The following is a 25,386-nucleotide window of genomic DNA, read 5'->3' as shown; positions in this document are numbered from 1 at the left end:
GGACAGTCCGTGGTCACGGGCTCGCGGCGTCGGCCTGGCGCCCTTCCGGCGCTGACTGGCGGAGCAAGTGCACGCAACGGCCCGGATGTCGACGTTTGCTCCGTTGGTGCACGCCCCCAGAAAACCGCCCACCTCTCACCTCCACCCCCGCGCAAGAACGGAGCAAACGCACCAGAACCGCTCAAATTCTGCATCTGCTCCGTTGTTGCGACCGCCGCCGGGCAGCACGACGGCGCCGCTCCCGGGCCTCCCCCGGAACGGCGCCGTCGATGCGTGTCACCGGGTGGTGCACCACCCCGCGCGGTGCACCTCTGGCGCTCACTCGTGGGAGAAGTTCGGCTTCCGCTTCTCCGTGAAGGCCGCCATGCCCTCCTTCTGGTCCGCAGTGGAGAACAGCCCGTGGAACACGCGGCGCTCGTACTGCAGGCCGGCGGCCAGGGTGGTCTCGTACGCGGTGTTCACCGTCTCCACGGCGTGCTGGGCCACCGGCTTGGACATGGAACCGATCTTCGCGGCGACCTCCAGCGCGGTGTCCATGAGGGAGTCGGCGGGAACCACGCGGGAGACGAGTCCGGAGCGCTCGGCCTCCTCAGCGTCCATCTGGCGGCCGGTGAGGATGAGGTCCATCGCCTTGGCCTTGCCCACCGCACGGGTGAGCCGCTGCGTGCCGCCCATACCGGGGATGACACCCAGGGTGATCTCCGGCTGCCCGAACTTGGCGGTGTCCGCGGCGATGATCATGTCGCACATCATGGCCGCCTCGCAGCCACCGCCCAGGGCGTAACCCGCGACCGCCGCGATCTTCGGCGTGCGCAGCCGGGCGAAGGTGTCCCACGCGGAGAAGAAGTCCTCGCGGTACATGTCCGAACCGGTCTTGGAGCCCATCTCCTTGATGTCCGCGCCCGCGGCGAACGCCTTCTCGGAGCCGGTCAGGACGATCGCGCCGATCTCCGGATCGCGGTCCAGGTCGGTGGCGGCCGCCACGAGCTCGGTCATGGTCTGCACGTTCAGCGCGTTCAGCGCCTTGGGGCGGTTCAGCGTGATCACGCCCACGCGTCCCTCACGGCGGACCAGGATGGTGTCGTAGGTGTTCTCAGTCATGTGACCAGCATCTCACGACGCCGCCCTGCCCCGCCTCACACACGGCGCGAACCGGAGCAGGCGCCGGCGCGGCGTCGTCGTCATCCGGCGGGTGGGACGTGACGTGCCGGAAACACACGGTCGCTAGCATGGCGGCATGCGTGAATTGCAGGCACAGATCATCGCCGAGCTCGGGGTGGCCCCGCAGATCGACCCGGAGGCGGAGGCGGCGCGGCGCGTCGACTTCCTGTGCGACTACCTCCGGGCGACGCACACCAGGGGCTTCGTGCTGGGCATCAGCGGCGGCGTGGACTCCACGCTCGCGGGGCGGCTCGCGCAACTGGCCGTGGAGAGGCTGCGCGAGGACGAGATCCCCGCGGAGTTCGTGGCCATGCGTCTGCCCTACCGCACCCAGCAGGACGAGGACGACGCGCAGGCCGCGCTCGCCTTCATCGAGCCGGACCGGGTGGTCACGTACGACGTCGCGCCGGCCGTCGACGGATTCGAGGCCGCCTACGCCGCCGCCACCGGTGAGCAGCTCAGCGACTTCACACGCGGCAACACCAAGGCCCGCGTGCGCATGACCGCGCAGTACGCGGTGGGCGGGGACCACAACCTGCTGGTGATCGGCACGGACCACGCGGCGGAGTCCATCACCGGGTTCTTCACCAAGTTCGGGGACGGCGGGGCGGACCTCCTGCCCCTGGCCGGGCTGAACAAGCGGCAGAACCGGCAGCTGCTGGAGTACCTGGGAGCCTCGGAGCAGCTGGTCGGGAAGGTGCCCACCGCGGACCTGCTCAACGACAACCCCGGCCGCACCGACGAGGACGAGCTGGGGCTCACCTACGAGAACATCGACGACTACCTCGAGGGCAAGGACGTCCCCGCGGAGGTCGCGGAGAAGCTGGAGCAGATCTTCCTGCGCTCCCGTCACAAGCGCACCGTGCCGGTCACCCCGGCGGACGCGTGGTGGCGGGAGGGCTGAACCCGCTCCCGTTCAGCGCCGACGCCGCCGAGCGGGTCGTGCCCGGCGGCGTCACTGATTGGGGGCCCCGGTGATGCGGGCCCTCAGCGCGTCGTGGAGTGCCATGGCACGGCTTCCGTTCCACGCGATCCGACCTCGCGACTGACACAGTTTCGGCCCCGGGAAGCGCCCGGCACATGACCTCCGCAACGACCACCGCAGGGGACGGAAGCCCCCGGTCCCTACGCCTCTGCGGCGTCGTTCCCGAACACCCGGGGTGACGCGCTGCGGTAGCGGCGGTTGCGGACCGCCAGGACACCGCCGGCCAGCACGGCCGCCAGGACCGAGGCGGTCAGCACGGCCACCTTGGCCTGGTCCCCGGCGTCCGCGGCCGGGTCGAAGCTGAGCTCCGAGATCAGCAGGGACACCGTGAACCCGATCCCGGCCAGCAGCGCGATCCCCACCAGGTCGATCCACCGGTAGGTCGGGTCCAGCTTGCGTCCGGTGAGCACGGTGGTGAGCCACGTGGCACCCATGATGCCCAGGGGCTTGCCCAGGACGAGGCCCGCGATGATGCCGAGCGTGACGGGGACGGCGAGCGCCGTCGTCAATCCGTCCCAGCCGCCCACCGCGACGCCCGCGGAGAAGAACGCGAAGACCGGCACCGCGAACCCGGCGGACAGTGGCCGGACGCGGTGCTCCAGGTGCTCGGCGAGCTCCACGGGCTCCCCGGAGGCCTTCCCCGCGAGGACGGGGACGACGAAACCGAGCAGGACACCCGCGACCGTGGCGTGGATCCCGGCCTCGTGCACCAGGGCCCACGTGATCACGGCCAGCGGCACCAGGATCGCCCAGGCGGCCCACGTGCGGTGCGCGAAGAAGCGCGGGAAGCGGTGCGCCAGGAGCCCGAACACGGCCAGCGGGACGAGCGCGAGGAGCAGCGGGAGCACGTGCACCTCGTCGGTGTAGAAGACCGCGATGATGGTGATGGCGAGCAGGTCGTCCACCACCGCGAGCGTCAGCAGGAACAGGCGGAGCGCGCTGGGCAGGTGCGAGCCCACGATCGCGAGGACGGCCACCGCGAACGCGATGTCCGTGGCGGTGGGGATCGCCCAACCGCCCAGGGTCTCGGGGCTGCCGAGGTTAACGCCCGCGTAGATCAGAGCCGGGACGACGACGCCGCCCACGGCCGCCGCGACCGGCACCGCCGCCTTCCCGAGGTCCCGCAGATCACCCGCGACGAACTCGCGCTTGAGCTCCAGGCCCACGAGGAAGAAGAACACGGCGAGCAGCCCGTCCGCGGCCCACGTCCCCAGGCTGAGGTCCAGGTGCCACGGCTCGTAGCCGACCTTCAGGTCCCGGAGGGCGAAGTAGCTCTCCACGAAGGGCGAGTTGGCCCAGACGATGGCGAGGACGGCGGCGACCACCAGGAGGATGCCGGCCACGGTCTCGCGGCGCAGGACGTCCTGGAGGCGGGAGAAGAGGCCGCCCGAGGGGTGGTCGGGCTCGCACGGGGGCTCAGGATGGTTGAAGAAACCGGGCTCCGAGACGAAGCCGGAGGGTTCTGCCTGCACCACGGTTCCCGGGGTTCCGGGCTCAACGTGGGCAGGGGTGGTGCTGTGGTGCGGGGGCATGGATCACTCCAGTGTCGACGGGCATCACGCTCATTACCGCCGACCAGACTTCCCGGCACACCAGCCAGCAAGGGTAGCAGTGCGCTTTTGGGCGGCGCACGCGGGGCGGCTGCCATGAGGCTGAGCGGCTCCGTCTACACTGGCCACCAGTGACACGGGGTGCCGCCACCCTCCCCGCCCACCGGGCGGGCAGACAGAGGACCGCAGCGGCTGAGATGACACCCGTCGAACCTGTCCAGTTAGTACTGGCGAAGGGATGTCACGGGGTTCCCGCTCGGGGGTGCACCGCTTTCTTCGCCGTGAGCCACAGGAGTGAGCATGCGGATCGAGAACATCATTGTCCTGGTCACCGGGGGAGCCCGCGGGCTCGGGGAGCACCTCAGCCGGGCGTTCGCGCGCGAGGGCGCGCGCGTCGTCGTGAACTACCACTCCAGCGAGGAGCGGGCCCGTGCGCTGGTCAGCGAACTCGGGGAGGACAGGGCACTCGCGGTCCAGGCGGATGTGACCGACGCCCAGCAGGTGCGGGACATGGTCTCCCGGGCCCGGGAGCACTTCAGCGCGCCGATCACGGTGGCGGTGAACAACGCCCTGGTGGACTTCAGCTTCAACGGCGATGCCCGCCCCACCCTGGACACCCTCACTGCGGAGAACCTGACCCAGCAGTTCGAGGGCGCCGTGGTGGGTGCCCTCAACGTGATGCAGGCGGTCACCCCGGGCATGGCGGAGGCCGGTGAGGGGCGCATCATCAACATCGGCACCAACCTCTTCCAGAACCCGGTGGTCCCCTACCACGACTACACCGCCGCGAAGGCCGCCCTGCTCTCCCTCACCCGCACCGCCGCCAAGGATCTGGGCCCGCAGGGCATCACGGTGAACATGATTTCCGGCGGCCTGCTGCGCACCACGGACGCGAGCGCCGCCACCCCGGACGAGGTCTTCGACTTCATTGCCGCCGGCACTCCCCTGGGCCGCGTGACCACCCCCGAGGAGTTCGCGGACACCGCCCTGTTCTTCGCCTCGGACTGGTCCCGCGGGGTCACCGGCCAGAACCTGGTGGTCGACGGCGGGCTGGTGATGGACTGACATGGCCGCCCCCTCTCCGCACGACGACGCCGCCCAGCCCGGTCCCGCGCGCACGGCACCTGCCGGGGGCGCGGCGTCGGCAACCACCCCCGAAGCCGGGCCGACGCTCGGGACGGCGGCTGCGGCGTCGTCGCCCACGACCGCACCGGCCCGCCGCCTCCACCTCAACGCGTTCCTCTACGGCGCCGGCCACCACCAGGCCGCGTGGCGCGCCCCGAACTCCTCGGTGCACCGCCTCACGGACATCACCTACTACGAGGAGCTCGCGCAGACCGCCGAGCACGGCCTGTTCGATGCCGTGTTCTTCGCGGACGGCCACAGCGTGGGCGACGTGTCCGGCGGACCCCACTGGTCGCTCGAACCGCTGACCGCGCTGTCCGCGATGGCGCGCGCCACCGAGCGCATCGGCCTGGTGTGCACGGTCTCCTCCACGTTCTTCACCCCGTTCCACGCGGCCCGGATGCTCGCGTCCCTGGACCACATCTCGGGCGGCCGGGCGGGCTGGAACGTGGTGACCTCCATGTGGGATGCGGAAGCCCGCAACCACGGCTACCGGGCCATGCCGCCCAAGGACGAGCGCTACGAGCGCGCCCGCGAGTTCGTGGAGGTGGCCCGCGCCCTGTGGGCCAGCTGGGACGAAGACGCCGTCACCGCGGACCCCGAGGGCCGGTGGGCGGACCCCTCCAAGCTGCACCGCCTGGACCACGAGGGCCGCCACTTCCTGGTGGACGGACCCCTCACGGTCCCGCGCTCCCCGCAGGGCGAGCCGGTGCTCTTCCAGGCCGGTGCGTCCGGCCCCGGCAAGGCCCTGGCCGGGGACTACGCGGAGGGGATCTACGCCGTGGCCTACGACCTCCCCGCCGCCCAGGAGTACTACTCCTCGGTCAAGGCAGAGGTCGCGCGGGCCGGGCGCGATCCGGAGTCCGTGGCCGTGATGCCCGGACTCGTGACCTATGTGGGCCGCACGCACGAGGAGGCGCAGGAGAAGCAGGACCGCGTGGACCGGCTGCTGCCCGTGGAGCAGTCCCTCGCGCAGCTCTCCACGTTCGTGGAGCAGGACTGCTCAGCCTGGGACCTGGACGCGCCCGTGCCCCCGCTGCCGCCCCTGGAGGAGTTCACCGGGCCGCAGGGCCGCTACGGGACCATCCTGCGGATCGTCGAGGCGGAGCACCCCACGGTCCGCCAGCTGCTCGGGCGCCTGGCCGCTGGCGGGGGCCACTGCACCATGGTGGGCACCCCGGAGTCGATTGCGGACCAAATGCAGGAGTGGCTGGAGAACGGCGGGGCGGACGGCTTCAACCTCATGCCATCCGTGCAGCCGGACTCGCTCGAGGACTTCGTGGACCTCGTGGTCCCCGAGCTGCAGCGCCGCGGCCTGTTCCGCACCGAGTACACCGCCACCACGCTGCGCGGTCACCTCACGCTGGGCTGACACCCGCCGCACGACGACGCCGCCGCGCCCCTTCCCGGGGGCCACAACCTCGCCAGCGCCCCCGCCCACATTCTTAAGTGCAGCTTTTGCCACTTTTCGGCCCCTGAGGGGCAAAACCTGCACTTAACCCTGGGGTGGGGGGCTTATTGCTGGGGCGGGGAGCCCGATCTTGGGGGGTGCAGGGTTCCGCGAGGGCGGCGGCGGTCCGGGGACGGGCGCGCGGGAGCCGGCCGTGCGGCGTCGTCGTCCGGCGGGGATGTCAGAGCAGGGGGCGCAGCGGGACCAGCAGGACCTCGGCAACGCGCGCCATGGGGTGACGGTCCCGCCAGCGCGGGGAGGTGAGCTCCTCGCAGTGCTCGCTGTCCGCGAGGAACACCTTCTCCATCTGCGCGGCGAAGTCCGGGTCCACGATCTCCACGTTGGTCTCGTAGTTGAAGGACAGGGAGAGGCGGTCCAGGTTGGCGGTGCCCACGGTGGACCACTCGCCGTCGATCGTGGCCGTCTTGGAGTGGATCATGCTCGCGGCGTACAGCAGGATGGTCACCCCGCCGCGCAGCAGCTGGCCGTAGAAGCCGCGCGACACCCAGTCCGCCAGGATGTGGTTGGAGTCCTTGGGGACCATGATCCGCACGTCCACCCCGCGGGCCGCGGCGTCCAGGAGGGTGTCGAGCACCTGCTGGTCCGGGATGAAGTACGGGGTGTTGATCCAGATGTGGTCCTGCGCCCGGTCGATCGCGTTCATGTACATCTCGCGGATGGGATACACGATCTGGATGGGCAGGTTGGCGTTGACCCGGACCTCCGGGTCCCAGCTCTTGGGCGGAACCCACTCGATGGCCGTGCCCGGCTCGCGGTCCTCGTTCCACACGGTGGCCACCGCGTTGCGCAGCCCCCACACCGCCGGGCCGACCTCCCGGATGTGGGTGTCCCGCCACTGCCGCGAGTACATGGACCCGATGTTGAACCCGCCCACGAAACCGATCTCGTCGTCCACCACCAGGATCTTGGAGTGGTTCAGGCCGGAGAACCGCAGCGGCCCCTTCCAGAACGGGCGCCGCAGGAACGGCATGCGGAACACGTGGACCTTGCTGTCGAAGCGGTAGAAAGTCTGCGGGACCACCAGGTTGGCGAAGCCGTCGTAGATCACGAACACGTCCACGCCGCGCTCCGCCGCACGGTTCATGCCGTCCAGGAAGCGCTGCCCGATCTCGTCGTTCTTCCAGATGAACGTCTCCATGTGGACGGAGCGCTCGGCGCCGTCGATGGCCTCCAGCATGTCCTCGTAGACGTCCTCACCCGAGGTGTAGATGGTCAGCTCCGAGTCCTGGACCTGGGCCGTGTACGTTCCCGGACGGGGGGCGTCACGCTGCTTGCGCCCGCGCTGCTTCCACCAGTCGATGCCCGCGAGCGAGGCCACCACCGCTGCCTGTGCCCCCAGCAGGGAACCCGCGCCGATCCCCGCCGCCTTGACGACGATCCGGCGTTCTCTGATCTCGGACAGCACACGCGAAGCACTCATCCCGCCACCCTACTGCCCGGCGTTCACGGGGGTGCCGTGCCACGGCTGGGGCTCCGGTGGAAGTCCCCGGACGGCGACCCGTGCGGAGCGCACTGCACCGGTTTCTCCGGTGCGGCGCGGATGGCTACGGTGGAGCCCATGAGAATCGCCACGTGGAACGTGAACTCCATCCGCGCCCGCGCCGACCGCATCGAGGCGTGGCTCGACCGCTCCGACGTGGACGTGCTGGCCATCCAGGAGACCAAGGCCAAGGACGAGAACTTCCCGTGGGAGCTGTTCGAGTTCGCGGGCTACGAGGTGGCCCACTTCGGCGTGAACCAGTGGAACGGCGTGGCGATCGCCTCCCGCGTGGGGCTCACGGACGTGCAGCGCACCTTCCCGGACCAGCCCACGTTCGGCAAGCCCGGCCAGGAGCCGGCGCAGGAGGCCCGCGCGATCGGCGCCACGTGCGGCGGTGTGCGCGTGTGGTCCCTCTACGTGCCCAACGGCCGCGGCCTGGACGACCCCCACATGCCGTACAAGCTCGAGTGGCTGCGCGTGCTGGAGGGCCATGCCAAGCAGTGGCTGCAGGAGGACCCGGACGCGCAGATCACCCTGGTGGGCGACTGGAACGTGGCCCCGCAGGACGACGACGTGTGGGACATCCAGCTCTTCAAGGAGGGCGGCTACACCCACGTCAGCGAACCCGAGCGCGCGGCATTCCACGCGTTCATCGAGGACGCCGGCTACCAGGACGTCGTGCGCCCGCGCCACCCCGGCCCCGGCGTCTACACCTACTGGGACTACAAGCAGCTGCGCTTCCCCAAGAAGGAGGGCATGCGCATCGACTTCCAGCTGTGCTCCCCCGCACTGGCCGCGCGCGTGCAGGACGCCTGGATCGACCGCGACGAGCGCAAGGGCAAGGGCGCCTCGGACCACGCGCCCGTCGTGATCGAGATCGACTGATCCCGTGCCCCTGATCAACGCGGGCAGCGCGTACCGCAGCATCACGGGCCCGCCCGTGCGGTTCGCGCTGCGCGTCTACGTGCCCCAGCAGGACCTCGACGCCCACTACGCGCCTGGCATCCCCCGCGCCCTGGACCCCTTCACCGGCGGGGTGCACGAGTTCTCGGAGCAGCTCGCCCGCCTCACGGACACCTCCCAGTCCCTGCTGCCCCCGGCCCGCGAACCCCTGTGGACCATGCCGTTCTCCACGGCACCGGCCGGCGCGTGGCGGTTGCTGGGGGTGCCGGGTGCAGCGGGGCCGTCGGGTTCCTCCGGTTCCCCGGGCGCCGCGGGTGCCTCGGGTTCTGCGGGTGCCCCCGGCGCTGCGGGCGCTTCCGGTTTTCCGGGCCGTCCGGGGGCCGCTCGCGCCTCGGGCGCTGCAGGTGCGTCAGGTTCCGCGGGGGCTCCGGGCGCTTCGGGGTCCGCGGACACTTCGGGCTCCCCGGGGCCTGTTCCCGGTGCGTCCCCGAACCACCCCGGGGACTTCCCAGTGTTCCACCCCACCCAGAGGCTGCGCCGCTCCCTGCGTCTGTTCACCGCGGCGGAGAACGAGGACAGCGCCCAGCTCCTGCCCCTCCTCGTCCCCGAACGCGAGGTCGAGGACGCCGCCCGGGCCACCTCCACGGAGGCCTTCCAACCCGTCTACACCCGCGAGGCCGCCTACGCCGTCCCCCTCGCGTGGTTCGCGGCCTTCGAACCGGCGGACCACGTGGCGTCGCAGCACTCCGGGCACGAGATCCACCGGTTCATCGCCCCCGCTGACACCGCCTCACGGCGCGCGCTCGACGCCGCACGGACCGTCGACGACGCCGGGCGGGCCGTCTCCGGCAACGCCCCCGAGGACGACCTCCCGGACGAGGCCCGACAGGCCGCCGCCTTCGCCCAGGACCTCACCCGACTGGGCCGCTGGCTGGGCTCGTTCAGCTCTGCTTCCCTGGTGAGCCTGGACTACGGTTCCCTGGCGGACCGGATCCAGCCGGACGAGTCCCCGCAGGACATGGCCGATGCCCTGGATCTGCTGCGTGAGGGGGAGTTCGGATCCGCGACGGCGGCACTGCGGCGCATCTTCCGGCGCTGGGCCCCGCTGGCGCAGCTGCAGCAGGCGAACTGACCCGGAGGGGCGGAACCGAGCGCCGTCGCCCCCGCTCTCCGCACCCGGGAAGCGGCACCCCCGCCGGCCGGTGAGCCTGGGGGCCTGTCCTGCAGGTGCTGCATTTGCTCCGTTACGGCAGATTCAAGGCCGTGTGGCTGCATTTACTCCACTAGAGAGCACGGTGCGAGCGACTCAGGTTCCGTTGAATGCGTGAGAGCCACGTCATCCTGCGCGCCGGGGAGCGGAGATCGTCCCACGTGAGGACCGTAACGTCCCACCCCGCGTCTCGCAGGAGGGACAGGCGGTACATCTCGTCCCGGTACTGGGACACCTCACGAGCATGAACACCGCCGTTGTACTCCACGGCCGTTCGCGCACCCGGCCATGCCAGGTCCAGGAAGAACGTGCGCCCTGCAATCGTCACCTGATGGTTCAGGGACGGCTCAGGCAGGTCGTGGCGGGCAATGATCAACCGGGGCAGGGTCTCCGCCGCCGACCAGCACGGTGACCGGGCGTCACGCCACGCGCGGCGCAGCCGGATGACCCCTCGGGCGGCCGGAGGAAGCTGGTCCAGACTCTCCTCCAACTGGTCTCGCGTGAACTGCAGCGGGCGGGACGTGCCGGGCATGACGAACCGGGTGGACAGCAGCGCGTCCAGGCACGCGGTGATCCGCCATGGAGACAGCACGGTGCTCATCCGGGACAGCATCTCCAGTGGGTGGGCAACCCTGCTGCCCCATGGGCCCTCGAGGCCGGGCAGACCGTGGGACATGGCAATGCGCACTCCGTCCTGCTTGGACTGGGCGCGGTGACCAGTCCAGAGCAGCTCAACGCAGTGGTACGCGGCGTTCAGTGACGAAGCGCTGAACACCCCCTGACGTTGGCCACGCGACTGGTGGGGCCGCGCAAGCACGTCTTGCACCCACGCCTCGCTTCCGCCCACGGGGAGCCGCAGCAGCTCCAGCCCGTGCAGACCGCTCACCAGGAGCCCGGACTCGGGTCGGCACAGATGCCGCTGCAGGAGAACGGCTCTTTCCACCGCCGTGAGCGGTTGGTCCCGGAGCACCCACAGTCCCCGCGCGAGTCGCTGCACGCCCGGGCTGCCGAGCAACTGTGAGGCGCGTCGGCCGGTTTCCGCCGTGGGAACCACCAGGGGCTCAGGGGGAAACGGGACTGGACGCTGCTGGTACAACACCATGCCCGAACTGTAGGTAGGTGATCCATTGACCGGGGCAGGTTATCCACAACCCTGCCCCGCACACCCTCTGGGCCGGGGGCTGCACCGCCCCTCGGCGCACCCGCCCCGAGATGTGGACGCTGTCCAGTGGAGCAAATGCAGCTGAGGGTCCTGTTTTCTGCACTTACGGAGCAAATGCAGCGGGCGGGCGGGGGGTCGCACGGGGTAGCGCGCCGTGGGGCGGGTCCCCTGCAGAGGGCGTGGTGCCCCTTGGCCCCCCGCGCCCGGACGTGGGTAGCCTGGAACGCGTGACTTTCTCCCAGACTTCCTTCCCTGCCCCCTCCGGTTCCGAGTGGTGGCGCGATGCCGTGATCTACCAGGTGTATCCCCGCTCCTTCAAGGACTCCAACGGTGACGGCATGGGGGATCTGGGCGGCGTGACCCAGAAGCTGCCGTACCTCAAGCGGCTCGGCGTGGATGCCGTGTGGCTCTCCCCCTTCTACCTCTCGCCGCAGCACGACGCCGGCTACGACGTCGCGGACTACCGCACCGTGGATCCCCGCTTCGGCTCGCTCGAGGACTTCGACCGCATGCGCGAGGAGGCCCACCGGCTGGGGTTGAAGATCATCGTGGACCTGGTGCCCAACCACACGTCCGAGGACCACGAGTGGTTCCGGGCCGCCCTGGCCTCGGCACCCGGTTCACCCGAGCGGGACCGCTACATCTTCCGCGAGGGGTCCGGTGAGAACGGGGAGCTGCCGCCGAACAACTGGAAGTCCCTGTTCGGCGGTTCCGCGTGGACCCGTGTGGCGGACGGCCAGTGGTACCTGCACCTGTTCGACTCCTCCCAGCCAGACCTGAACTGGGAGAACCCGGAGGTGTGGGAGGAGTTCCGCGCGATCCTGCGGTTCTGGCTGGACCGCGGTGCGGACGGCTTCCGGGTGGACGTGGCCCACGGGATGATCAAGGCCGAGGGCCTGCCGGACTGGGACGAGCAGGTGCACATGGTGGAGGGCACAGCCGCGGAGGACGACGCCGCGAACGGCGCCCCAGCGGACCGCACCGGCCCCGCCGCTCAGGAGGTCCCCGTGGACTCCACGGCCGCGGCCGAGACCGGCCCGGCACCCTCCGGGCCGGAGACGGTCGGCGCCGAGCAGGCGTGCGGGGCCGGAACCGAGCCGGGCGGCGTCGTCGTCGGAGGCGACGAGGAAAGCGCGAACGCGGACGATCCCGCCAAGACCATGGACACCGGCCCGTACTTCGACCAGGACGGCGTGCACGAGATCTACCGGGACTGGCACCGCGTGCTGCAGGAGTACCCCGGGGACCGGATGCTCGTGGTGGAGGCGTGGGTGGGCCCCGCGTCCCGCCTGGCCCGCTACGTGCGCCCGGACGAGGCGCAGCAGGCCTTCAACTTCGACTTCCTGATCTCGGGGTGGCACCGCAACCGCATGCGGGACACCATCGACATCTCCCTGCGCGCCAACTACGAGGTGGGCGCGCCGTGCACCTGGGTGCTCTCCAACCACGACACCGTGCGCCACGCCTCCCGCTACGGCCTGGGCTCGCGCACCGCGTACCCCAACGGCATCGGCGCGCAGGACGAGCAGCCCCACCCCGGCCAGGGCCTGCGCCGCGCCCGCGCCGCCGCACTGGTGGAGCTGTCCCTGCCGGGGTCGGCGTACGTCTACCAGGGGGACGAGCTGGGTCTGCCCGAGCACACGTCCCTTCCCGACGCCGCCCGCGAGGATCCCACGTTCCACCGCACCGCGGGCGCGGAGCTGGGGCGCGACGGCGCTCGCGTGCCGCTGCCCTGGTCGCCCGTGGGCGAGGGGCTGGGTTTCGGTGCGGAACCGTGGCTGCCGCAGCCCGAGTCCTTCGCGCAGATCACCGTGGACCACCAGCTGGGCGACCCGCAGTCCACGCTGAACCTGTACCGGCGTGCGCTGACGCTGCGGGACGAGCTGCGGCTGGGGACCGCGGACTTCTCGTGGCACCCGCTGAGCGACGGCCCGGAGGGCGTGCTGGCCTACGTGCTCAGCACCCGGGGCGGCCGCCGCGTGCTGGTGGCGGCGAACCTCGGGGAGACCGAGGCGGAGGTCGCGGAGCTCGGGAACGGCACGCTGCTGCTCACGAGCGGCCAGGACGCCGTGGTCAACGACCGGCTCACCGTGGACAGCGCGGTGTGGGTGGAGCTGTGACCGGTTGAGCGGGGCTCTGCGGCGTCGGCCCGGCCCGCAAGAACGCAGAGCCGCAAGACCGCAGGCCCGGGGGACCGCAGGGCCGCGTCGCTCGGGTGAAGTTCAGCTTGTGAGCGGGAGTCCCCGCTCGTGCTCATGGCGCTTGGCGCGGACCTGGTGTCCAGCTCCTGCCCTGGGCCCGGGGCTCAGCCCGTGAGCCGCCCCGCTCAGCCGCCGGGACGGGTACTGGCCGCACCGGAGGGGCCGGGGCGGGCGGTGGCCGTGCAGTGGGACTGCAGCCAGGCCTCCGCGGGGTCGAGGGCCCGGTGGATCTTGGCGGCCTCCCCCGGCTGCAGGGTCTCCCCCGCGCCGTCGAGGATCGAGCGGACCTCGTCGAACGCCGGCTGCACCTCGGAGGGCAGCTGACCGCGCATCCGGTCCGCGGCGGCGCGGGCGTGGTCCAGGGCGTCGTCGTCGGTGGTCTCGTCCTCCGCCTGGTCGGTGAGTGGCAGCAGCTCCACACCGCTGAACAGCTCGGCCACCTCGAAGCACTCCTGGGACGTGGCCGGGGAGGGCTGGGACGAGCCGCGCGCCGAGGATGTCGGGGCGGAGGGGCTGGGACTCACGGGGGTGAGCTCGATGGCGGTGCCGCGCTGGTGCTGTAGGCCGCACCCGGTGGCCACGGCGGAGACCGCGAGCAGGGCCGTGGCCGCGCCCATCACACGCATCCGCCGTTCCATGACCGTTTCCTCCCCCGGAGCGGAGCCGCCCGCGCACGCGGCGGACCTCCCGCCGACACCCCTGACGGTAGGCGGGCAACCTCGGCGTGCCCTGGGGGTGTGGTGGGCGGGTCCTGCGCCGGGTGCGCCGCGGGAGACGCGACCAGGAGCAGCGGCGGCAGACCCCCGGGGCCGCCGGACGAGGACAGCAAAGAACCCCCGCGTGTAGAAGCCACGCGGGGGTTCAGTGGCTCCGACCGGCGTCGATCCGGTGACCTTACGATTTTCAGTCGTACGCTCTACCAACTGAGCTACAGAGCCAGGCACACGCCGGGAAGAAACCTCTCGGTGATATGCCGCGACGGCGCGAAAAGTTACCTTTTCATCGCCGCCTGAGCGACCCTGACGGGACTTGAACCCGCGACCTCCGCCGTGACAGGGCGGCGCGCTAACCAACTGCGCTACAGGGCCTTGGTTGTTTCCAACGAGTGGATATCCTACCAGGACGAACGGTTCGCTGTGCAAATCGAGCGTCCGGCGGGCTCCTCCGTGGAAACCGTACCCCCAACGGGATTCGAACCCGTGCCGCCGCCGTGAAAGGGCGGTGTCCTAGGCCGCTAGACGATGGGGGCCAGAACAGCGTCCGGGAGCACAGAGTGCACCATGGGACGATGGACCTCCAGTAGCTTAGAGCCAAACCACCCGTTCCACAAACACCCGTGGTATGGGACGGCCGCTCGTCAGACCGCCACGTGGGGCCGGTCCGAGAGCCGCGGGTCCTGGAAGCCCGGCACGATCATGGACGGGCTCGTGCAGTTGTGCAGCACACCCTGGGACGTGGAGCCCAGCAGCATCCCCGCGAAGCCGCCGCGGCCGCGGGTGCCCGTGACCACCAGCTGGTTGCGGGCGGAGCGTTCCACGAGCACGTCGATGGGAGAGCCGTCCACGAGCTCACCGGTGATCTCGAGCGTGGGGAAGTGGGACCGCAGCCAGGCCACGCAGGCGTCCAGTGCCGCGCGGACCTCGCCGCGCAGGTCGTCGAAGTCCACGGGTGAGGGCAGCCACGCGGAGGTGCCTGCGTCCGAGGGGGCGGCGCACACCACGGTCAGCGGCACGCCCAGCTGCTCGGCCTCGTCCGCGGCCCACAGCATCGCGGCACTCGCGTGCTCGGAGCCGTCCGAGCCCACCGTGACACCGTCCACGAAGGCGGAGCGCCGGCTGACGTCCTCGTGCACCCGGTACTCGGTGCCCCACTGCAGGGGGATGATCCCCACGGGGCAGTGCGCGTGGGCGGGCACGGCCGTGGACACCGAGCCCAGCAGCCGTCCGATGAACCCGCCCCGGCCACGGGATCCCAGGACCAGCAGCTGGGCGTCCCTGCTGAGGTCCACGAGCACCCCGGAGGGGTCCCCGGCCTGGACCGTGGAGCGGACCTCCACGTCCAGCTCGGCCACGCGGCGTCGGGCGTCCGCGACGAGGTCCTCCACGGCGCGGTTCATGGCGGCGTCGTCGAACGCGGCGTAGCCGACGTCGAAGGTGGACCCGCCGATCATGGGCACCGTGTAGGCGGTGACCACGCGCAGGGGCGCCCCGCGGCGTCGGGCCTCGCGGGCCGCCCAGTGCAGTGCGCCCAGGCTCTGCTCGGAGCCGTCCACCCCCACGATGATCTCGGCGTCCGGTGCGTTCATGCTGATCCCTCCCCGGGTCACGGTTCCTGCGTCCAGCCTAGCCCCGGGGTCCCTCCCGGGGCGGGCGCGGTGACATGATGGGAGGGTCCGCACCGGGCGACGACGCCGCGGGGCACAGCGCTCCCGCACCGAGGGTCCCCGAGGGGCCGCGGCCCGCGCGGACACCACCCCGCGGGGGACCGGCAGCGCCCGTGGGCGACGCCGGACGGACGAGGATCGAGGGGATCGCACGGTCCCCGGGAACGGAGGTGAGCCGTGAGCACACGCGGAGCATCGGAGCCGCGCATGACGGCCCAGGTGAGGGGCGGTGCGTGGCGTTCGTGGGGTGGGAACCAGAGCGCCGATCCCGCCGCGACGGTGCGCCCGACGACCTCGGACCAGGTCCTGGACGTGCTGCGTGAGGCGCGCGCCGCGGGAACGGCGGTCCGGCCCGCAGGATCTGGGCGCAGCTGCTCCCCACTGGTCCCCACCGGGGGTGTGCTGCTGGACACCTCGGCGCTCAAGGGTCTCGTGTCCGTGGACGAGGACCACCAGCGGGTCACGGTGTTCGCCGGGACCACGCTGCAGGAGCTGAACCTGGTCCTGGAGCAGCACGGCCTGGCGCTGGCCAACCTCCCCGACTCCTCACACATGAGCGTGGGCGGGGCGCTCGCCACGGGCACCCACGGCACGGGCCTGGGCCAGCCCTCGCTGGGCGGTCAGGTGATCGGGCTGAGCCTCGCGACCCCCGAGGGCGAGCTGATCTCCTGCTCCGAGACCCACCGCCCCGAGCTGTTCGACGCCGCCCGGGTGAACCTGGGCGTGCTGGGCGTGGTGGTGTCCGTGACGTTCCAGTGCGTCAACGCGTTCCGGTTGCACTGCGCCGAGTTCCGCGAGCCGATCGGTTCCCTGCTGGACACCCTGCAGGAGCGGATGTCCGCCGCGGACCACTTCGAGTTCTCCTGGATGCCGGGCACCACCATGGCCCACACCCGCATCCTGAGCCGGCTGCACCGCCTCCCGGACACCTACACGCGCCCCGCCTCACCGATCTCCCGGGCGCTGCGCCGCGCGGACGACGCCGTTCTGCGCACCTCCCTGACCGCCGGGCTGGGCCGCGTGGGGAACCTGATCCCGCGGGCCGTGAACGGGCTCAACCGGATCGAGTCCCTCGCGGAGAGCTCCCGGCGCTACACGGACGTGTCCTACCGCGTGTTCACGGTGGCCCGTCCGGTGCGCTACGTGGCCGCCGAGTACGCCCTGCCGCTGGAGGCCACCGCTTCCGCGGTGCGCGAGCTGCGCGCCCTGGTGGACGCTCACGTCTACGACCTCGCGTTCCCCATGACCGTGCGCTGCTCCCCGCCGGACCAGGGCCACCTCTCCCCCGCCGGGGGCCGCTACACGGGGTGGATCAACCTGCGCCAGTACGGCCGGCGCCCCAGCCAGTCCTTCCTCACCGCCGCGGAGCAGATCCTGGTGGAGCACGGCGGCCGCCCCCACTGGGGCACGCTGCACACCCGCACCGCCGAGGACCTCGCACCGCTCTACACACAGTGGGACGAGTTCCTCACCCTGCGCGCCGCCATGGACCCTCAGGGCACGCTGCTCAACCCCCACCTCCGAAGGTTGCTGGGACTCTAATGCCCGCACGTTCCGCCCCTGCGCGGAGCCTGCACTGCTCAGAGCAGACCGTCGGCCTGGAGGAGCGGACGGACGCCCTCGCCGAACCAGTAGGCCTCCTCGAGGCACGGGTATCCGGAGAGCACGAACTCGTCGATGCCCGCGGCAACGTACTCCGCGATGAGGTCGGCCACCTCCCGGTGGGACCCCACCATGGCCGTCCCCGCTCCACCACGCAGTAGGCCCACTCCTGCCCACAGGCCGGGGTGGACCTGCAACTTGGTTGCGGAACCACCGTGCAGATCCAGCATCCGGCGCTGCCCCTCGGACTCTGAACGGCGCAGCGCTTCCTGCTGCTCCTGGATCATCCGTTCGTCCACGCCCGCGAGCATGCCCTCGGCCACCGCCCATGCCTGAGCCGACGTCTCCCGCGAAATGGTGTGCAGACGGATGCCAAAGCGCACGCTGCGTCCGCGTGCCCTCGCGAGTTCACGGATCCGGTCGATCTTCTCCTTTGCCTGTTGCGGTGGTTCACCCCACGTGAGGAAGACATCCGCGTGCTCCGCAGCCACGGTGGCCGCAGCTGCGGAGGAACCCCCGAAGTACACCTGCGGACGGGGCGCAGGCGGGAAGTCCAGCCTGGCCTGCTCCACGGCGAGGTGCTCACCTCGGTAGTCGAAGGGTGGCTCGTGATCCCACAGGCGGGACACGATGTCCAGGAACTCTCCGGTCCGAGCGTAGCGACCGTCTTTGTCCAAGAAGTCTCCGAAGGCGCGCTGCTCGGTGGACTCCCCGCCGGCCACCACGTTGACGTTGAGCCGTCCCCCCGTGAGGTCCTGGTACGTGGCCGCCATCTGGGCCGCCAGGGTGGGGGACATGGCTCCGGGACGCAACGCCACGAGGAACTTGAGTCTTTTCGTGTGCTGGGAGATGGCGGCCGTGGTCAACCAGGCGTCCTGGCACCACAGGCCCGTGGGCGAAAGCACGGATTCGAAACCGTTGTATTCCGCCGCCTGCGCCACCTGCACCAAATAGGGCAGACGCGGTCCACGCAGGGTCTTTGTGGCCTGAATGCTCGCCCCGTGGCCTCCGCCCACAATGCCGCGGGAATCCGACGCGGTGGGGAGGAACCAGTGGAGGGAAATCGGGGCCATGGGAAACACTCCTGTCGTAGCTGTCCGGTCCAGGCCACGCTACGGCTGACGGAGCTGAGGCCTATGCGCCACGTCACTCAAGGACACACAACCCGATCCCACTGCGCGCCTGGGCAGGCGGCGGCCCAAGGGCGTGCAGGGGAGGGGAGGACGACCCGATGGGCGCTACTGCTGGACAGCTCCGCGGGAGACCGAGATCATCTCGTCCCGCTCCACCACCTTGACGCGCTCGCGCGGGTTGCCCTCGGCGTCGTGGGAGGACTGGCCCAGGCTCTGCTCGTACTCATCCAGGGCGAGCCAGCCGTCCCACGTGGTGTACTGCACGCCCTTGTCCTCGAGCAGCTCCACGACGGCCTGCGGCTCCGGCCGGTCCGGGTCCGCGAGCGAGGCACGGTCCTCGACCAGGTGGGTGACGGTCTCCAGGGCGTCGGACTTGGTGGCCCCGATCAGGCCCACGGGCCCGCGCTTGATCCAGCCCGTGGCGTAGACGCCGGGGACCGGGGTGCCGTCCGCCTCGACCACGCGGCCCTCCTCGTTGAGGATCACTCCGCGCTCGGGGTCGAACGGCAGCTCCGGCAGGGGCGAGCCCAGGTAGCCGATCGCGTGGTAGACGGCCTGCACGGGGTACTCGGTGTACTCGCCCGTGCCCGTGACGGAGGCGTCCCCGTTGAGGCGCGTGCGCTCCATGCGGATGGCGCGGACCTTGCCGTCCTCGTCCCCGAGGATCTCATCCGGGGTCTGCAGGAAGTGCAGGTGCAGCCGGCGGGACGCGGTCTTGGGGGTCTCGTCCTCACGCCACTTCTGCAGCGTCTTCATCATGACCTTGGTCTGGTTGTTCGCCACCATGGCCTTCTCGGAGGCCTCGTCGAACTGGAAGTCCTCGTCGTAGACCACGATGTCCACGTCCCGGGACTTGGCCAGCTCGCGCAGCTCCAGCGGGGTGAACTTGATCTGGGCGGGGCCGCGACGCCCGAAGATGTGCACGTCCGTGACCGGGGACTCCCGCAGCCCCTGGTACACGTTGCCCGGGATCTCCGTGACCAGCATGTCCTCCGCGTGCTTGGACAGCACCCGCGCCACGTCCAGCGCCACGTTGCCGTTGCCGATCACCGCGATCTCCTTCGCGGTCAGCGGCCACGTGCGGGGGTAGTCGGGGTGGCCGTCGTACCACGCCACGAAGCGCGCCGCGCCGTAGGAACCGTCCAGGTCCGCGCCGGGGATGTCCAGGGGGGCGTCGTTGACGGCGCCGGTCGCGAAGATCACGGCGTCGTAGTGGGTGAGGAACTCCCCCAGGGTGATGTCCCGGCCGTACTCCACGTTGCCGAAGAACCGGATGTCCCCGCGGCCCAGGATGGAGCGCAGCGCCGTGATGATCCCCTTGATGCGCGGGTGGTCCGGGGCCACGCCGTAGCGGATGAGCCCGAACGGGGTGGGGTAGCGGTCGAACAGGTCCACGCTGACCTCGAGCTCACCCTCGCGCACCGCCTCGGTCTTGGTGATCATGTCCGCGGCGTAGATGCCGGCGGGGCCTGCACCGATCACGGCCACGCGGAGCGGGCGGGAGTTGGGGGTTGTCACGGTGGTGATTCCTTTCGACGCGCACACGGATCCCGCGTGCTGGCAGGGACTGGGATCAACGGTAGTGAACGCGGGTCAGTCTTGCCTAACCACGCGGGGCGCCCGCGCGGGCACCGCGCACCCCACCCCGCGGGACCGGCCGCGCAGGTGCGCGGTGCCGCGGTGAGCGGGCGGCGTCGGCGTAGTATTTCTACACAAACATCCCCCACCCGTCCCGTTCGGCGCCCGAACGCGCCCACCCGTGAGGATCCCCATGTCGTCATCCACCCCGCCCGCCCAGCGCAGCGAGCCCCGAGGCGGGCTGGACCGCTTCTTCTCCATCACCCGGCGTGGTTCCACCGTGGGCCGGGAGGTCCGCGGTGGCGTGGCCACGTTCATCGCCATGAGCTACATCGTGGTGCTCAACCCGCTGGTGCTCGGCTACGGCCCGGACGGCGCCGGGAACACGCTCGGCGGTGACCGCGTGGCGGCCATGACCGCCCTGGTGGCCGGTGTGCTGACCATCCTCATGGGCGCGTGGGCCAAGGCCCCGTTCGGTGTGGCCACGGGGCTGGGCGTGAACGCGTTCCTGGCCGTCACGATCGCCACGAACCCCGGTCTCACCTGGCCGCAGGTGATGGGGCTGGTGATCTGGGCCGGCATGATCATGGTGGTGCTGGTGCTCACGGGCTTCCGCACCGCTGTGTTCAACGCGGTGCCGGACTCCCTCAAGGCCGCGATCGTGGTGGGCATCGGTCTGTTCATCGCCCTGATCGGCTTCGTGAACGCCGGGTTCGTGCGGCGCATCCCGGACGCCGCCCACACCACCGTGCCCGTGCAGCTGGGCGTGGGGGGCGAGCTGTTCGGCTGGCCCACCCTCACGTTCGCCGTAGGTCTGCTGCTGACGGTGGCGCTGCTGGTGCGGGACGTCAAGGGCGGCATCCTGATCTCGGTGGTACTCACCACCGTGCTGGCCCACGTGCTGGAGGCGGTCTCCCCGTCCGGCTCCTCCGTGGAGAACCCCCACGGCTGGTCCCTGGTGGTGCCCTCCGCCCCCGAGGGTCTCTTCGCGGTGCCGGACCTCTCCCTGCTGGGCTCCGCCGCCCCCATCGACGCCTTCACGCAGCTCGGCGGGATCGCGTGCGCGCTGCTGATCTTCACCATCCTGCTGTCCATCTTCTTCGACGCCATGGGCACCATGGTGGGGCTCTCCCGCCAGGCCGGGCTCGAGGACGCGAACGGTCAGATCGAGAACGTGGACCGCGTGCTGCTCGTGGACGCCCTCGGTGCGGTGGCCGGCGGCACGGGTTCCGTGTCCTCCAACCAGATCTTCGTGGAGTCCTCCACGGGCATCGCGGACGGCGCCCGCACGGGCCTGGCCAACGTGGTCACCGGCGTGCTGTTCCTCGCCGCCATGTTCCTCACCCCGCTGGTCAACGTGGTCCCCTTCGAGGCCGTGGCCCCGGCCATGGTGGTGGTGGGCTTCCTGATGGCCCGCAACGTGGTCAACATCGACTGGACCGACTGGGGCGTGGCCATCCCCGCGTTCCTCACCTTCGCCGTGATGCCGTTCACCTACTCGATCGCCAACGGCATCGGCGCGGGCTTCGTCTCCTACGTGTTCATCCGCCTGGTGCAGGGCCGCGCCAAGGACGTCCACCCGCTCATGTACGTGGTGGCCCTGGCGTTCGTGGCGTTCTTCGGCATCGGCGTGATCCACGGCTGGGCGGGCTGATCCAGCTTTCCTGACGACGACGCCGCACGCCGCCTCCCACGGGCCCGTTCCCGTGAGGCGCGGGCGGCGTTCGTCGTGGCTGCCCGTCAGGCCGCGTCCGGCCCCTCGGGGACCGGGTCCGCAGGCTTGTCGAGCCACGGGCGGGTGTCCGCCGCGAGCTCGCGGCACCACGCGGTGTCCTTGTACTGGGCCGGCAGGGAGCCGCCGAGCAGCTCGCGGCCCAGCGCGGCGGCGTCGGCGGAACCGGCCGCCGGCAGGGGCGCGTGCGAGGCGGCGAGCACCACGTTGCCGTAGCGGCGGCCCTTGAGCATGGGGGCATCCGCGACCGCGGCCACGTGCTCGAAGACCTCCAGCAGCGCCGCGATCTCCGCCCGGGTGCCCTTGAGGTTGCGGGTGTCCCCCACGTTCAGCAGGTACAGCCCGTCCGGCGCGAGCACGCGGTCCACGTGGTGCGCGAACTCGAGCGTGCGCAGGTGGCCCGGGGTCTGCTCCCCGGCGAAGACGTCCCGGATCACGATGTCCCGCGAGGCCTCGCTGAGCGACTCCGTGACCGCCCGCGCCTCCCCCGGGCGGATCCGCAGCAGCGGTGCCCGGGGCAGGTCCAGCCACTCGCGCACCAGGGTGGCCAGGGCGGCGTCGAGCTCCACGACCACCTGGCGCGACTGCGGGTAGCGCCACGCGAGGTAGCGGGCCATCGAGCACGCACCGCCGCCCAGGTGCAGCACGCGCAGCGCGGTGGGATCCAGGTGCGAGGACACGTGGTCCTCGAGCACCGTGGAGAACCAGCGCATGTACTCGAACTCCAGCTGGTCCGGACGGTCTGGGACGATGTGCGAGGACGGCACCCCGTTCACCCGCAGCACCCACGCGCCGGGCACGTACGTGTCCTGCTGCAGCTCCACGGTCCCGGTGTCCGTGACCCAGGTGCGCGCCACGAGCCCCGGTGCGTCCGACGACGCCGCGGCGCCGGCTTCCGCGCGACCGGCCCGTTTGGCGTTCTTGCTCTTCCTGCTCACGAGGTGCGCGGGGCCGTCACGTCCGACCGACGGCGTCGGAGCTCGCGGTGCCCTCCGTGCCAGCGGTGCCATCCGAGGCGGCGGGGCCGTTCGAGCCGGCGGTGCCCGAGGTGATGCCGCGGCGCTCCTGCGAACGGCCCAGCTCGTGGTGGGACAGCGCGGACTCCAGGCGCTCCAGCTTGCCCGTCAGCTCACCGGTGTGGCCCGGGCGGATGTCTGCCTTGAGCACCAGGGACACGCGCGGCCCGTACTCGGCGACCGCGGCGGTGGCCTCCTTGACCACGGCCATGCACTCGTCCCACTCACCCTCGATGGTGGTGAACATGGAGTCGGTGCGGTTGGGCAGCCCGGACTCGCGCACCACGTGAACGGCGGCGGCCACGGCGTCGTGGACGGAGGCATCGGGATTGTCCCCACCGCTGGGGGAGACGGAGAAGGCGACCAGCATGTGACCAGTGTGGCACCGATCCCCGGTGTGCGTTACCCCTCACCCCCGGCCGCGTGGGGAGTCCATAGACTTGGAGGCACAGCCGGACGCTACCGAGGGAGCACGTTCCATGACGCAGGGCATCTACATCTCCGCGATGACGCCGCTGAGCGGCAAGACGCTGGTGGCACTGGGGCTCACGGACACCATGTTCAAGCGCACGGACGCCCTGGGCTTCTTCCGCCCGGTCTTCGACGGCACCTCCCCCGAGGAGGACTCGGTGCTGCAGCTCATGAAGCGCACCTTCGACCTCCCGGACTCCCGGTGCCGGGGCGCGGTGTCCCTGGAGCGCTGCCGTGAGATCCTCGCCTCCGGTGAGCACGACGACCTCGACTCCGCCGCCATGGCCGTGTACTCCGAGATGGCGCTGGAGTGCGATGTGATCGTCGTGGACGGCACCGACCTGCTGGCCCACAACGCGGTCACCGCCGAGTTCGACCTCAACGCCCGCCTGGCCAACAACATGGGCTGCTCCGTGGCCGCGGTGATCGGCGCCCACGAGTCCGGGCGCGTGAAAGACGTGCTCAACGCGATCGACGTGACCCGCACCGAGCTGCGCCAGGCCGGGTGCGACATCTACGCCGTGATCGTCAACCGCGCGGACCCGGAGCAGGCGGAGCAGATCCGCCGGGAGGCCAAGCCCGGCAACCACAACCTCCCCGCGTACGTGATCCCGGAGATCCCCGCGATCTCCAACCCCACCGTCGCCGAGCTCGTGGACGCCCAGGGCTACGGCACGGACTTCAACTCCGCGTCCCTGGACCGCGACATCAAGGCCGTGAAGGTGGCCGCGATGACCGCCGGGAACTTCCTGGACCAGATGGCGGACGGGGACCTGGTGATCACCCCCGGGGACCGGACGGACGTGGTCTCGGCAACCCTGGCGTCGTCGTTGGCGCCCACACTGCCGGTGCCCGCCGGGATGCTGCTGACCGGGGGCTTCCGGCCCGCCGGCGCGGTGGGCTCGCTGCTGGGCGCGGCACCCTTCCCGGTGCTGACCACGGAGCGGGACACCTTCACCACCGCGCAGGCGGTGGCCGGCACGCGCGGCACCCTGGCCGGCGCGCACTCCCGCAAGATCGCCGCCGCGCGCGGCGCGTGGGCGGAGCACGTGGACAGCGACGAGCTCTCGGGGCGGCTCACCCTGCCGCGGCCCGTGCGGCGCACCCCCCTGCGGTTCCTGCACGAGCTCGTGGAGTCCGCGCGGGCGGACCGCAAGCGGATCGTGCTGCCCGAGGGCGACGACCCCCGCATCCTGCGCGCCGCGGAGCTCATCCACCGGCGCAACTTCTGCGACCTCACCGTGCTGGGCGATCCCGAAACGGTCCGCTCGCTCGCGCAGTCCGAGGGCATCGAGCTCGACTTCGACGCCGACGGCCTGGACCTCGTGGACTTCCAGCACGACGACGCCCTGCGCGAGAAGTACGCGGACGAGTACGTGCGGCTGCGCTCCCACAAGGGTGTGAGCAAGGGCCAGGCGCTCGAGCGCATGATGGACGGCTCCTACTTCGGCACCATGATGGTCCAGATGGGGGACGTGGACGGCATGGTCTCCGGCGCCACCCACACCACCGCGAACACCATCCGCCCGGCGCTCGAGTTCGTGAAGACCCGCGAGGGCGTGAACATCGTCTCCTCGGTGTTCTTCATGCTGCTCGCGGACCGCGTGCTCGTCTACGGCGACTGCGCCGTGAACCCCAACCCGGACGAGCAGCAGCTCGCGGACATCGCCCTGGCCTCCGCGCAGACCGCCCGCGAGTTCGGCGTGGACCCCCGCGTGGCCATGCTCTCCTACTCCACCGGCGGCTCCGGCTCCGGCGAGGACGTGGAGCGCGTGCGCGCCGCCACCGACCTCGTGCGCGCCGCGGACCCGGACTTCGAGGTGGAGGGCCCCATCCAGTACGACGCCGCCGTGGACGCCTCGATCGCGAGGTCCAAGCTCCCGGGCTCGCACGTGGCGGGGCAGGCCACCGTGTTCGTGTTCCCGGACCTGAACACCGGCAACAACACCTACAAGGCCGTGCAGCAGTCCGCGGGTGCGGTGGCCGTGGGCCCCGTGCTGCAGGGGCTGCGCAAGCCCGTGAACGACCTCTCGCGCGGCTGCACGGTGGACGACATCGTCAACACGGTGGCCATCACCGCGATCCAGGCGCAGACGCTGTGACCCGGGAGGACGCGGCCGGGGCTGCGGGACGGCGCCGCCGGCGCCGTCGTCGTCGGCCGCCCCACCAGGCCGCACGCCTCGGCAGCCAACTCCTCCACAACCCACGGCACTCCTGCCTCTG

General features: G+C 71.1%; 19 protein-coding genes, 3 tRNA genes and 1 riboswitch. Of the genes, 9 read left to right on the top strand and 13 right to left on the bottom strand.

The window, feature by feature from the left end; translation table 11 throughout:
- Nucleotides 1-318: 318 nt before the first annotated feature.
- Nucleotides 319-1,101, bottom strand: a complete 783-nt coding sequence (locus DNL27_RS01460; protein WP_112234494.1) for an enoyl-CoA hydratase — start codon at nucleotides 1,099-1,101, stop codon at nucleotides 319-321.
- Nucleotides 1,102-1,237: 136 nt separating this feature from the next.
- Between DNL27_RS01460 and nadE the strand changes: the two genes are divergently transcribed.
- The gene (gene nadE, locus DNL27_RS01455) at nucleotides 1,238-2,065 is read left to right on the top strand and encodes an ammonia-dependent NAD(+) synthetase (RefSeq protein WP_112234493.1); all 828 of its coding nucleotides are present in this window, start codon (nucleotides 1,238-1,240) and stop codon (nucleotides 2,063-2,065) included.
- Nucleotides 2,066-2,286: 221 nt separating this feature from the next.
- Here the strand turns inward: nadE and nhaA are convergent, their stop codons facing one another.
- Nucleotides 2,287-3,678: a Na+/H+ antiporter NhaA gene (gene nhaA / locus DNL27_RS01450; protein ID WP_112234492.1), complete on the bottom strand. Its 1,392-nt coding sequence runs from the start codon at nucleotides 3,676-3,678 to the stop codon at nucleotides 2,287-2,289.
- Between the two features lie 145 nt (nucleotides 3,679-3,823).
- Nucleotides 3,824-3,952: riboswitch (TPP riboswitch) on the top strand.
- Nucleotides 3,953-3,996: 44 nt separating this feature from the next.
- On the opposite strand from nhaA, the gene DNL27_RS01445 reads away from it, so the two are divergent.
- Nucleotides 3,997-4,761, top strand: a complete 765-nt coding sequence (locus DNL27_RS01445) for a 3-oxoacyl-ACP reductase (protein ID WP_112234491.1) — start codon at nucleotides 3,997-3,999, stop codon at nucleotides 4,759-4,761.
- Nucleotide 4,762: 1 nt separating this feature from the next.
- Nucleotides 4,763-6,193: an LLM class flavin-dependent oxidoreductase gene (locus tag DNL27_RS01440; protein WP_112234490.1), complete on the top strand. Its 1,431-nt coding sequence runs from the start codon at nucleotides 4,763-4,765 to the stop codon at nucleotides 6,191-6,193.
- Between the two features lie 259 nt (nucleotides 6,194-6,452).
- On the opposite strand, the gene DNL27_RS01435 is transcribed toward DNL27_RS01440, so the two are convergent.
- A complete protein-coding gene (locus DNL27_RS01435) occupies nucleotides 6,453-7,712 on the bottom strand; it encodes a phosphatidylserine/phosphatidylglycerophosphate/cardiolipin synthase family protein (RefSeq protein WP_112234489.1) in 1,260 nt (419 codons plus the stop codon).
- Between the two features lie 138 nt (nucleotides 7,713-7,850).
- Here DNL27_RS01435 and DNL27_RS01430 point away from each other — a divergent pair, with 138 nt between their 5' ends.
- A complete protein-coding gene (locus tag DNL27_RS01430; RefSeq protein ID WP_112234488.1) occupies nucleotides 7,851-8,657 on the top strand; it encodes an exodeoxyribonuclease III in 807 nt (268 codons plus the stop codon).
- Nucleotides 8,658-8,661: 4 nt separating this feature from the next.
- Nucleotides 8,662-9,807, top strand: a complete 1,146-nt coding sequence (locus tag DNL27_RS01425; protein WP_112234487.1) for a hypothetical protein — start codon at nucleotides 8,662-8,664, stop codon at nucleotides 9,805-9,807.
- Between the two features lie 151 nt (nucleotides 9,808-9,958).
- Here the strand turns inward: DNL27_RS01425 and DNL27_RS12310 are convergent, their stop codons facing one another.
- The gene (locus DNL27_RS12310; protein WP_239494407.1) at nucleotides 9,959-10,486 is read right to left on the bottom strand and encodes a hypothetical protein; all 528 of its coding nucleotides are present in this window, start codon (nucleotides 10,484-10,486) and stop codon (nucleotides 9,959-9,961) included.
- Nucleotides 10,487-11,274: 788 nt separating this feature from the next.
- Between DNL27_RS12310 and DNL27_RS01415 the strand changes: the two genes are divergently transcribed.
- A complete protein-coding gene (locus tag DNL27_RS01415) occupies nucleotides 11,275-13,167 on the top strand; it encodes a glycoside hydrolase family 13 protein (protein WP_112234486.1) in 1,893 nt (630 codons plus the stop codon).
- 206 nt (nucleotides 13,168-13,373) lie between these two features.
- On the opposite strand, the gene DNL27_RS01410 is transcribed toward DNL27_RS01415, so the two are convergent.
- The 5 genes from DNL27_RS01410 to DNL27_RS01390 all read right to left on the bottom strand — a co-directional run bounded on the left by DNL27_RS01410 (nucleotide 13,374) and on the right by DNL27_RS01390 (nucleotide 15,553).
- The gene (locus DNL27_RS01410) at nucleotides 13,374-13,886 is read right to left on the bottom strand and encodes a hypothetical protein (protein ID WP_112234485.1); all 513 of its coding nucleotides are present in this window, start codon (nucleotides 13,884-13,886) and stop codon (nucleotides 13,374-13,376) included.
- Between the two features lie 227 nt (nucleotides 13,887-14,113).
- Nucleotides 14,114-14,186, bottom strand: a tRNA-Phe gene (locus DNL27_RS01405).
- Between the two features lie 76 nt (nucleotides 14,187-14,262).
- Nucleotides 14,263-14,336, bottom strand: a tRNA-Asp gene (locus tag DNL27_RS01400).
- Between the two features lie 88 nt (nucleotides 14,337-14,424).
- A tRNA-Glu gene (locus DNL27_RS01395) sits at nucleotides 14,425-14,497 on the bottom strand.
- A 108-nt stretch (nucleotides 14,498-14,605) separates the two neighbouring features.
- Nucleotides 14,606-15,553 (bottom strand): universal stress protein, encoded by a 948-nt coding sequence (locus DNL27_RS01390; protein WP_112234484.1) that lies wholly within the window; start codon nucleotides 15,551-15,553, stop codon nucleotides 14,606-14,608.
- A 285-nt stretch (nucleotides 15,554-15,838) separates the two neighbouring features.
- Between DNL27_RS01390 and DNL27_RS01385 the strand changes: the two genes are divergently transcribed.
- Complete coding sequence (locus DNL27_RS01385) at nucleotides 15,839-17,173, top strand: D-arabinono-1,4-lactone oxidase (RefSeq protein ID WP_112234483.1); 1,335 nt, start codon at nucleotides 15,839-15,841, stop codon at nucleotides 17,171-17,173.
- Nucleotides 17,174-17,211: 38 nt separating this feature from the next.
- Here DNL27_RS01385 and DNL27_RS01380 read toward each other — a convergent pair whose 3' ends face one another.
- Both DNL27_RS01380 and DNL27_RS01375 read right to left on the bottom strand, forming a co-directional pair.
- Entirely contained in the window at nucleotides 17,212-18,306 is a 1,095-nt protein-coding gene (locus DNL27_RS01380; protein ID WP_112234482.1) for an LLM class flavin-dependent oxidoreductase, read from the bottom strand.
- A 165-nt stretch (nucleotides 18,307-18,471) separates the two neighbouring features.
- Nucleotides 18,472-19,911 (bottom strand): FAD-dependent oxidoreductase, encoded by a 1,440-nt coding sequence (locus DNL27_RS01375; protein ID WP_112234481.1) that lies wholly within the window; start codon nucleotides 19,909-19,911, stop codon nucleotides 18,472-18,474.
- A 226-nt stretch (nucleotides 19,912-20,137) separates the two neighbouring features.
- On the opposite strand from DNL27_RS01375, the gene DNL27_RS01370 reads away from it, so the two are divergent.
- Nucleotides 20,138-21,598 carry an NCS2 family permease gene (locus tag DNL27_RS01370; RefSeq protein ID WP_204360315.1) on the top strand — a complete coding sequence of 487 codons (1,461 nt, stop codon included), beginning with the start codon at nucleotides 20,138-20,140 and terminating at the stop codon, nucleotides 21,596-21,598.
- A gap of 86 nt (nucleotides 21,599-21,684) precedes the next feature.
- On the opposite strand, the gene DNL27_RS01365 is transcribed toward DNL27_RS01370, so the two are convergent.
- On the bottom strand, nucleotides 21,685-22,614 hold the full coding sequence (locus DNL27_RS01365) for a spermidine synthase (RefSeq protein ID WP_112234479.1): 930 nt from the start codon (nucleotides 22,612-22,614) through the stop codon (nucleotides 21,685-21,687).
- 16 nt (nucleotides 22,615-22,630) lie between these two features.
- A complete protein-coding gene (locus DNL27_RS01360; protein ID WP_112234478.1) occupies nucleotides 22,631-23,062 on the bottom strand; it encodes a thiamine-binding protein in 432 nt (143 codons plus the stop codon).
- Nucleotides 23,063-23,171: 109 nt separating this feature from the next.
- Between DNL27_RS01360 and pta the strand changes: the two genes are divergently transcribed.
- Nucleotides 23,172-25,265, top strand: coding sequence for a phosphate acetyltransferase (pta, locus tag DNL27_RS01355; RefSeq protein WP_112234477.1), 2,094 nt, complete (start codon nucleotides 23,172-23,174; stop codon nucleotides 25,263-25,265).
- Nucleotides 25,266-25,386: the final 121 nt, after the last annotated feature.

It is taken from the genome of Kocuria sp. BT304 (genome assembly GCF_003290245.1).
Taxonomy (GTDB): Bacteria; Actinomycetota; Actinomycetes; order Actinomycetales; family Micrococcaceae; genus Kocuria; species Kocuria rhizophila_A.
Note: the sequence above shows the minus strand (reverse complement) of the source record. Positions and strands in the feature narration are given on the sequence as shown.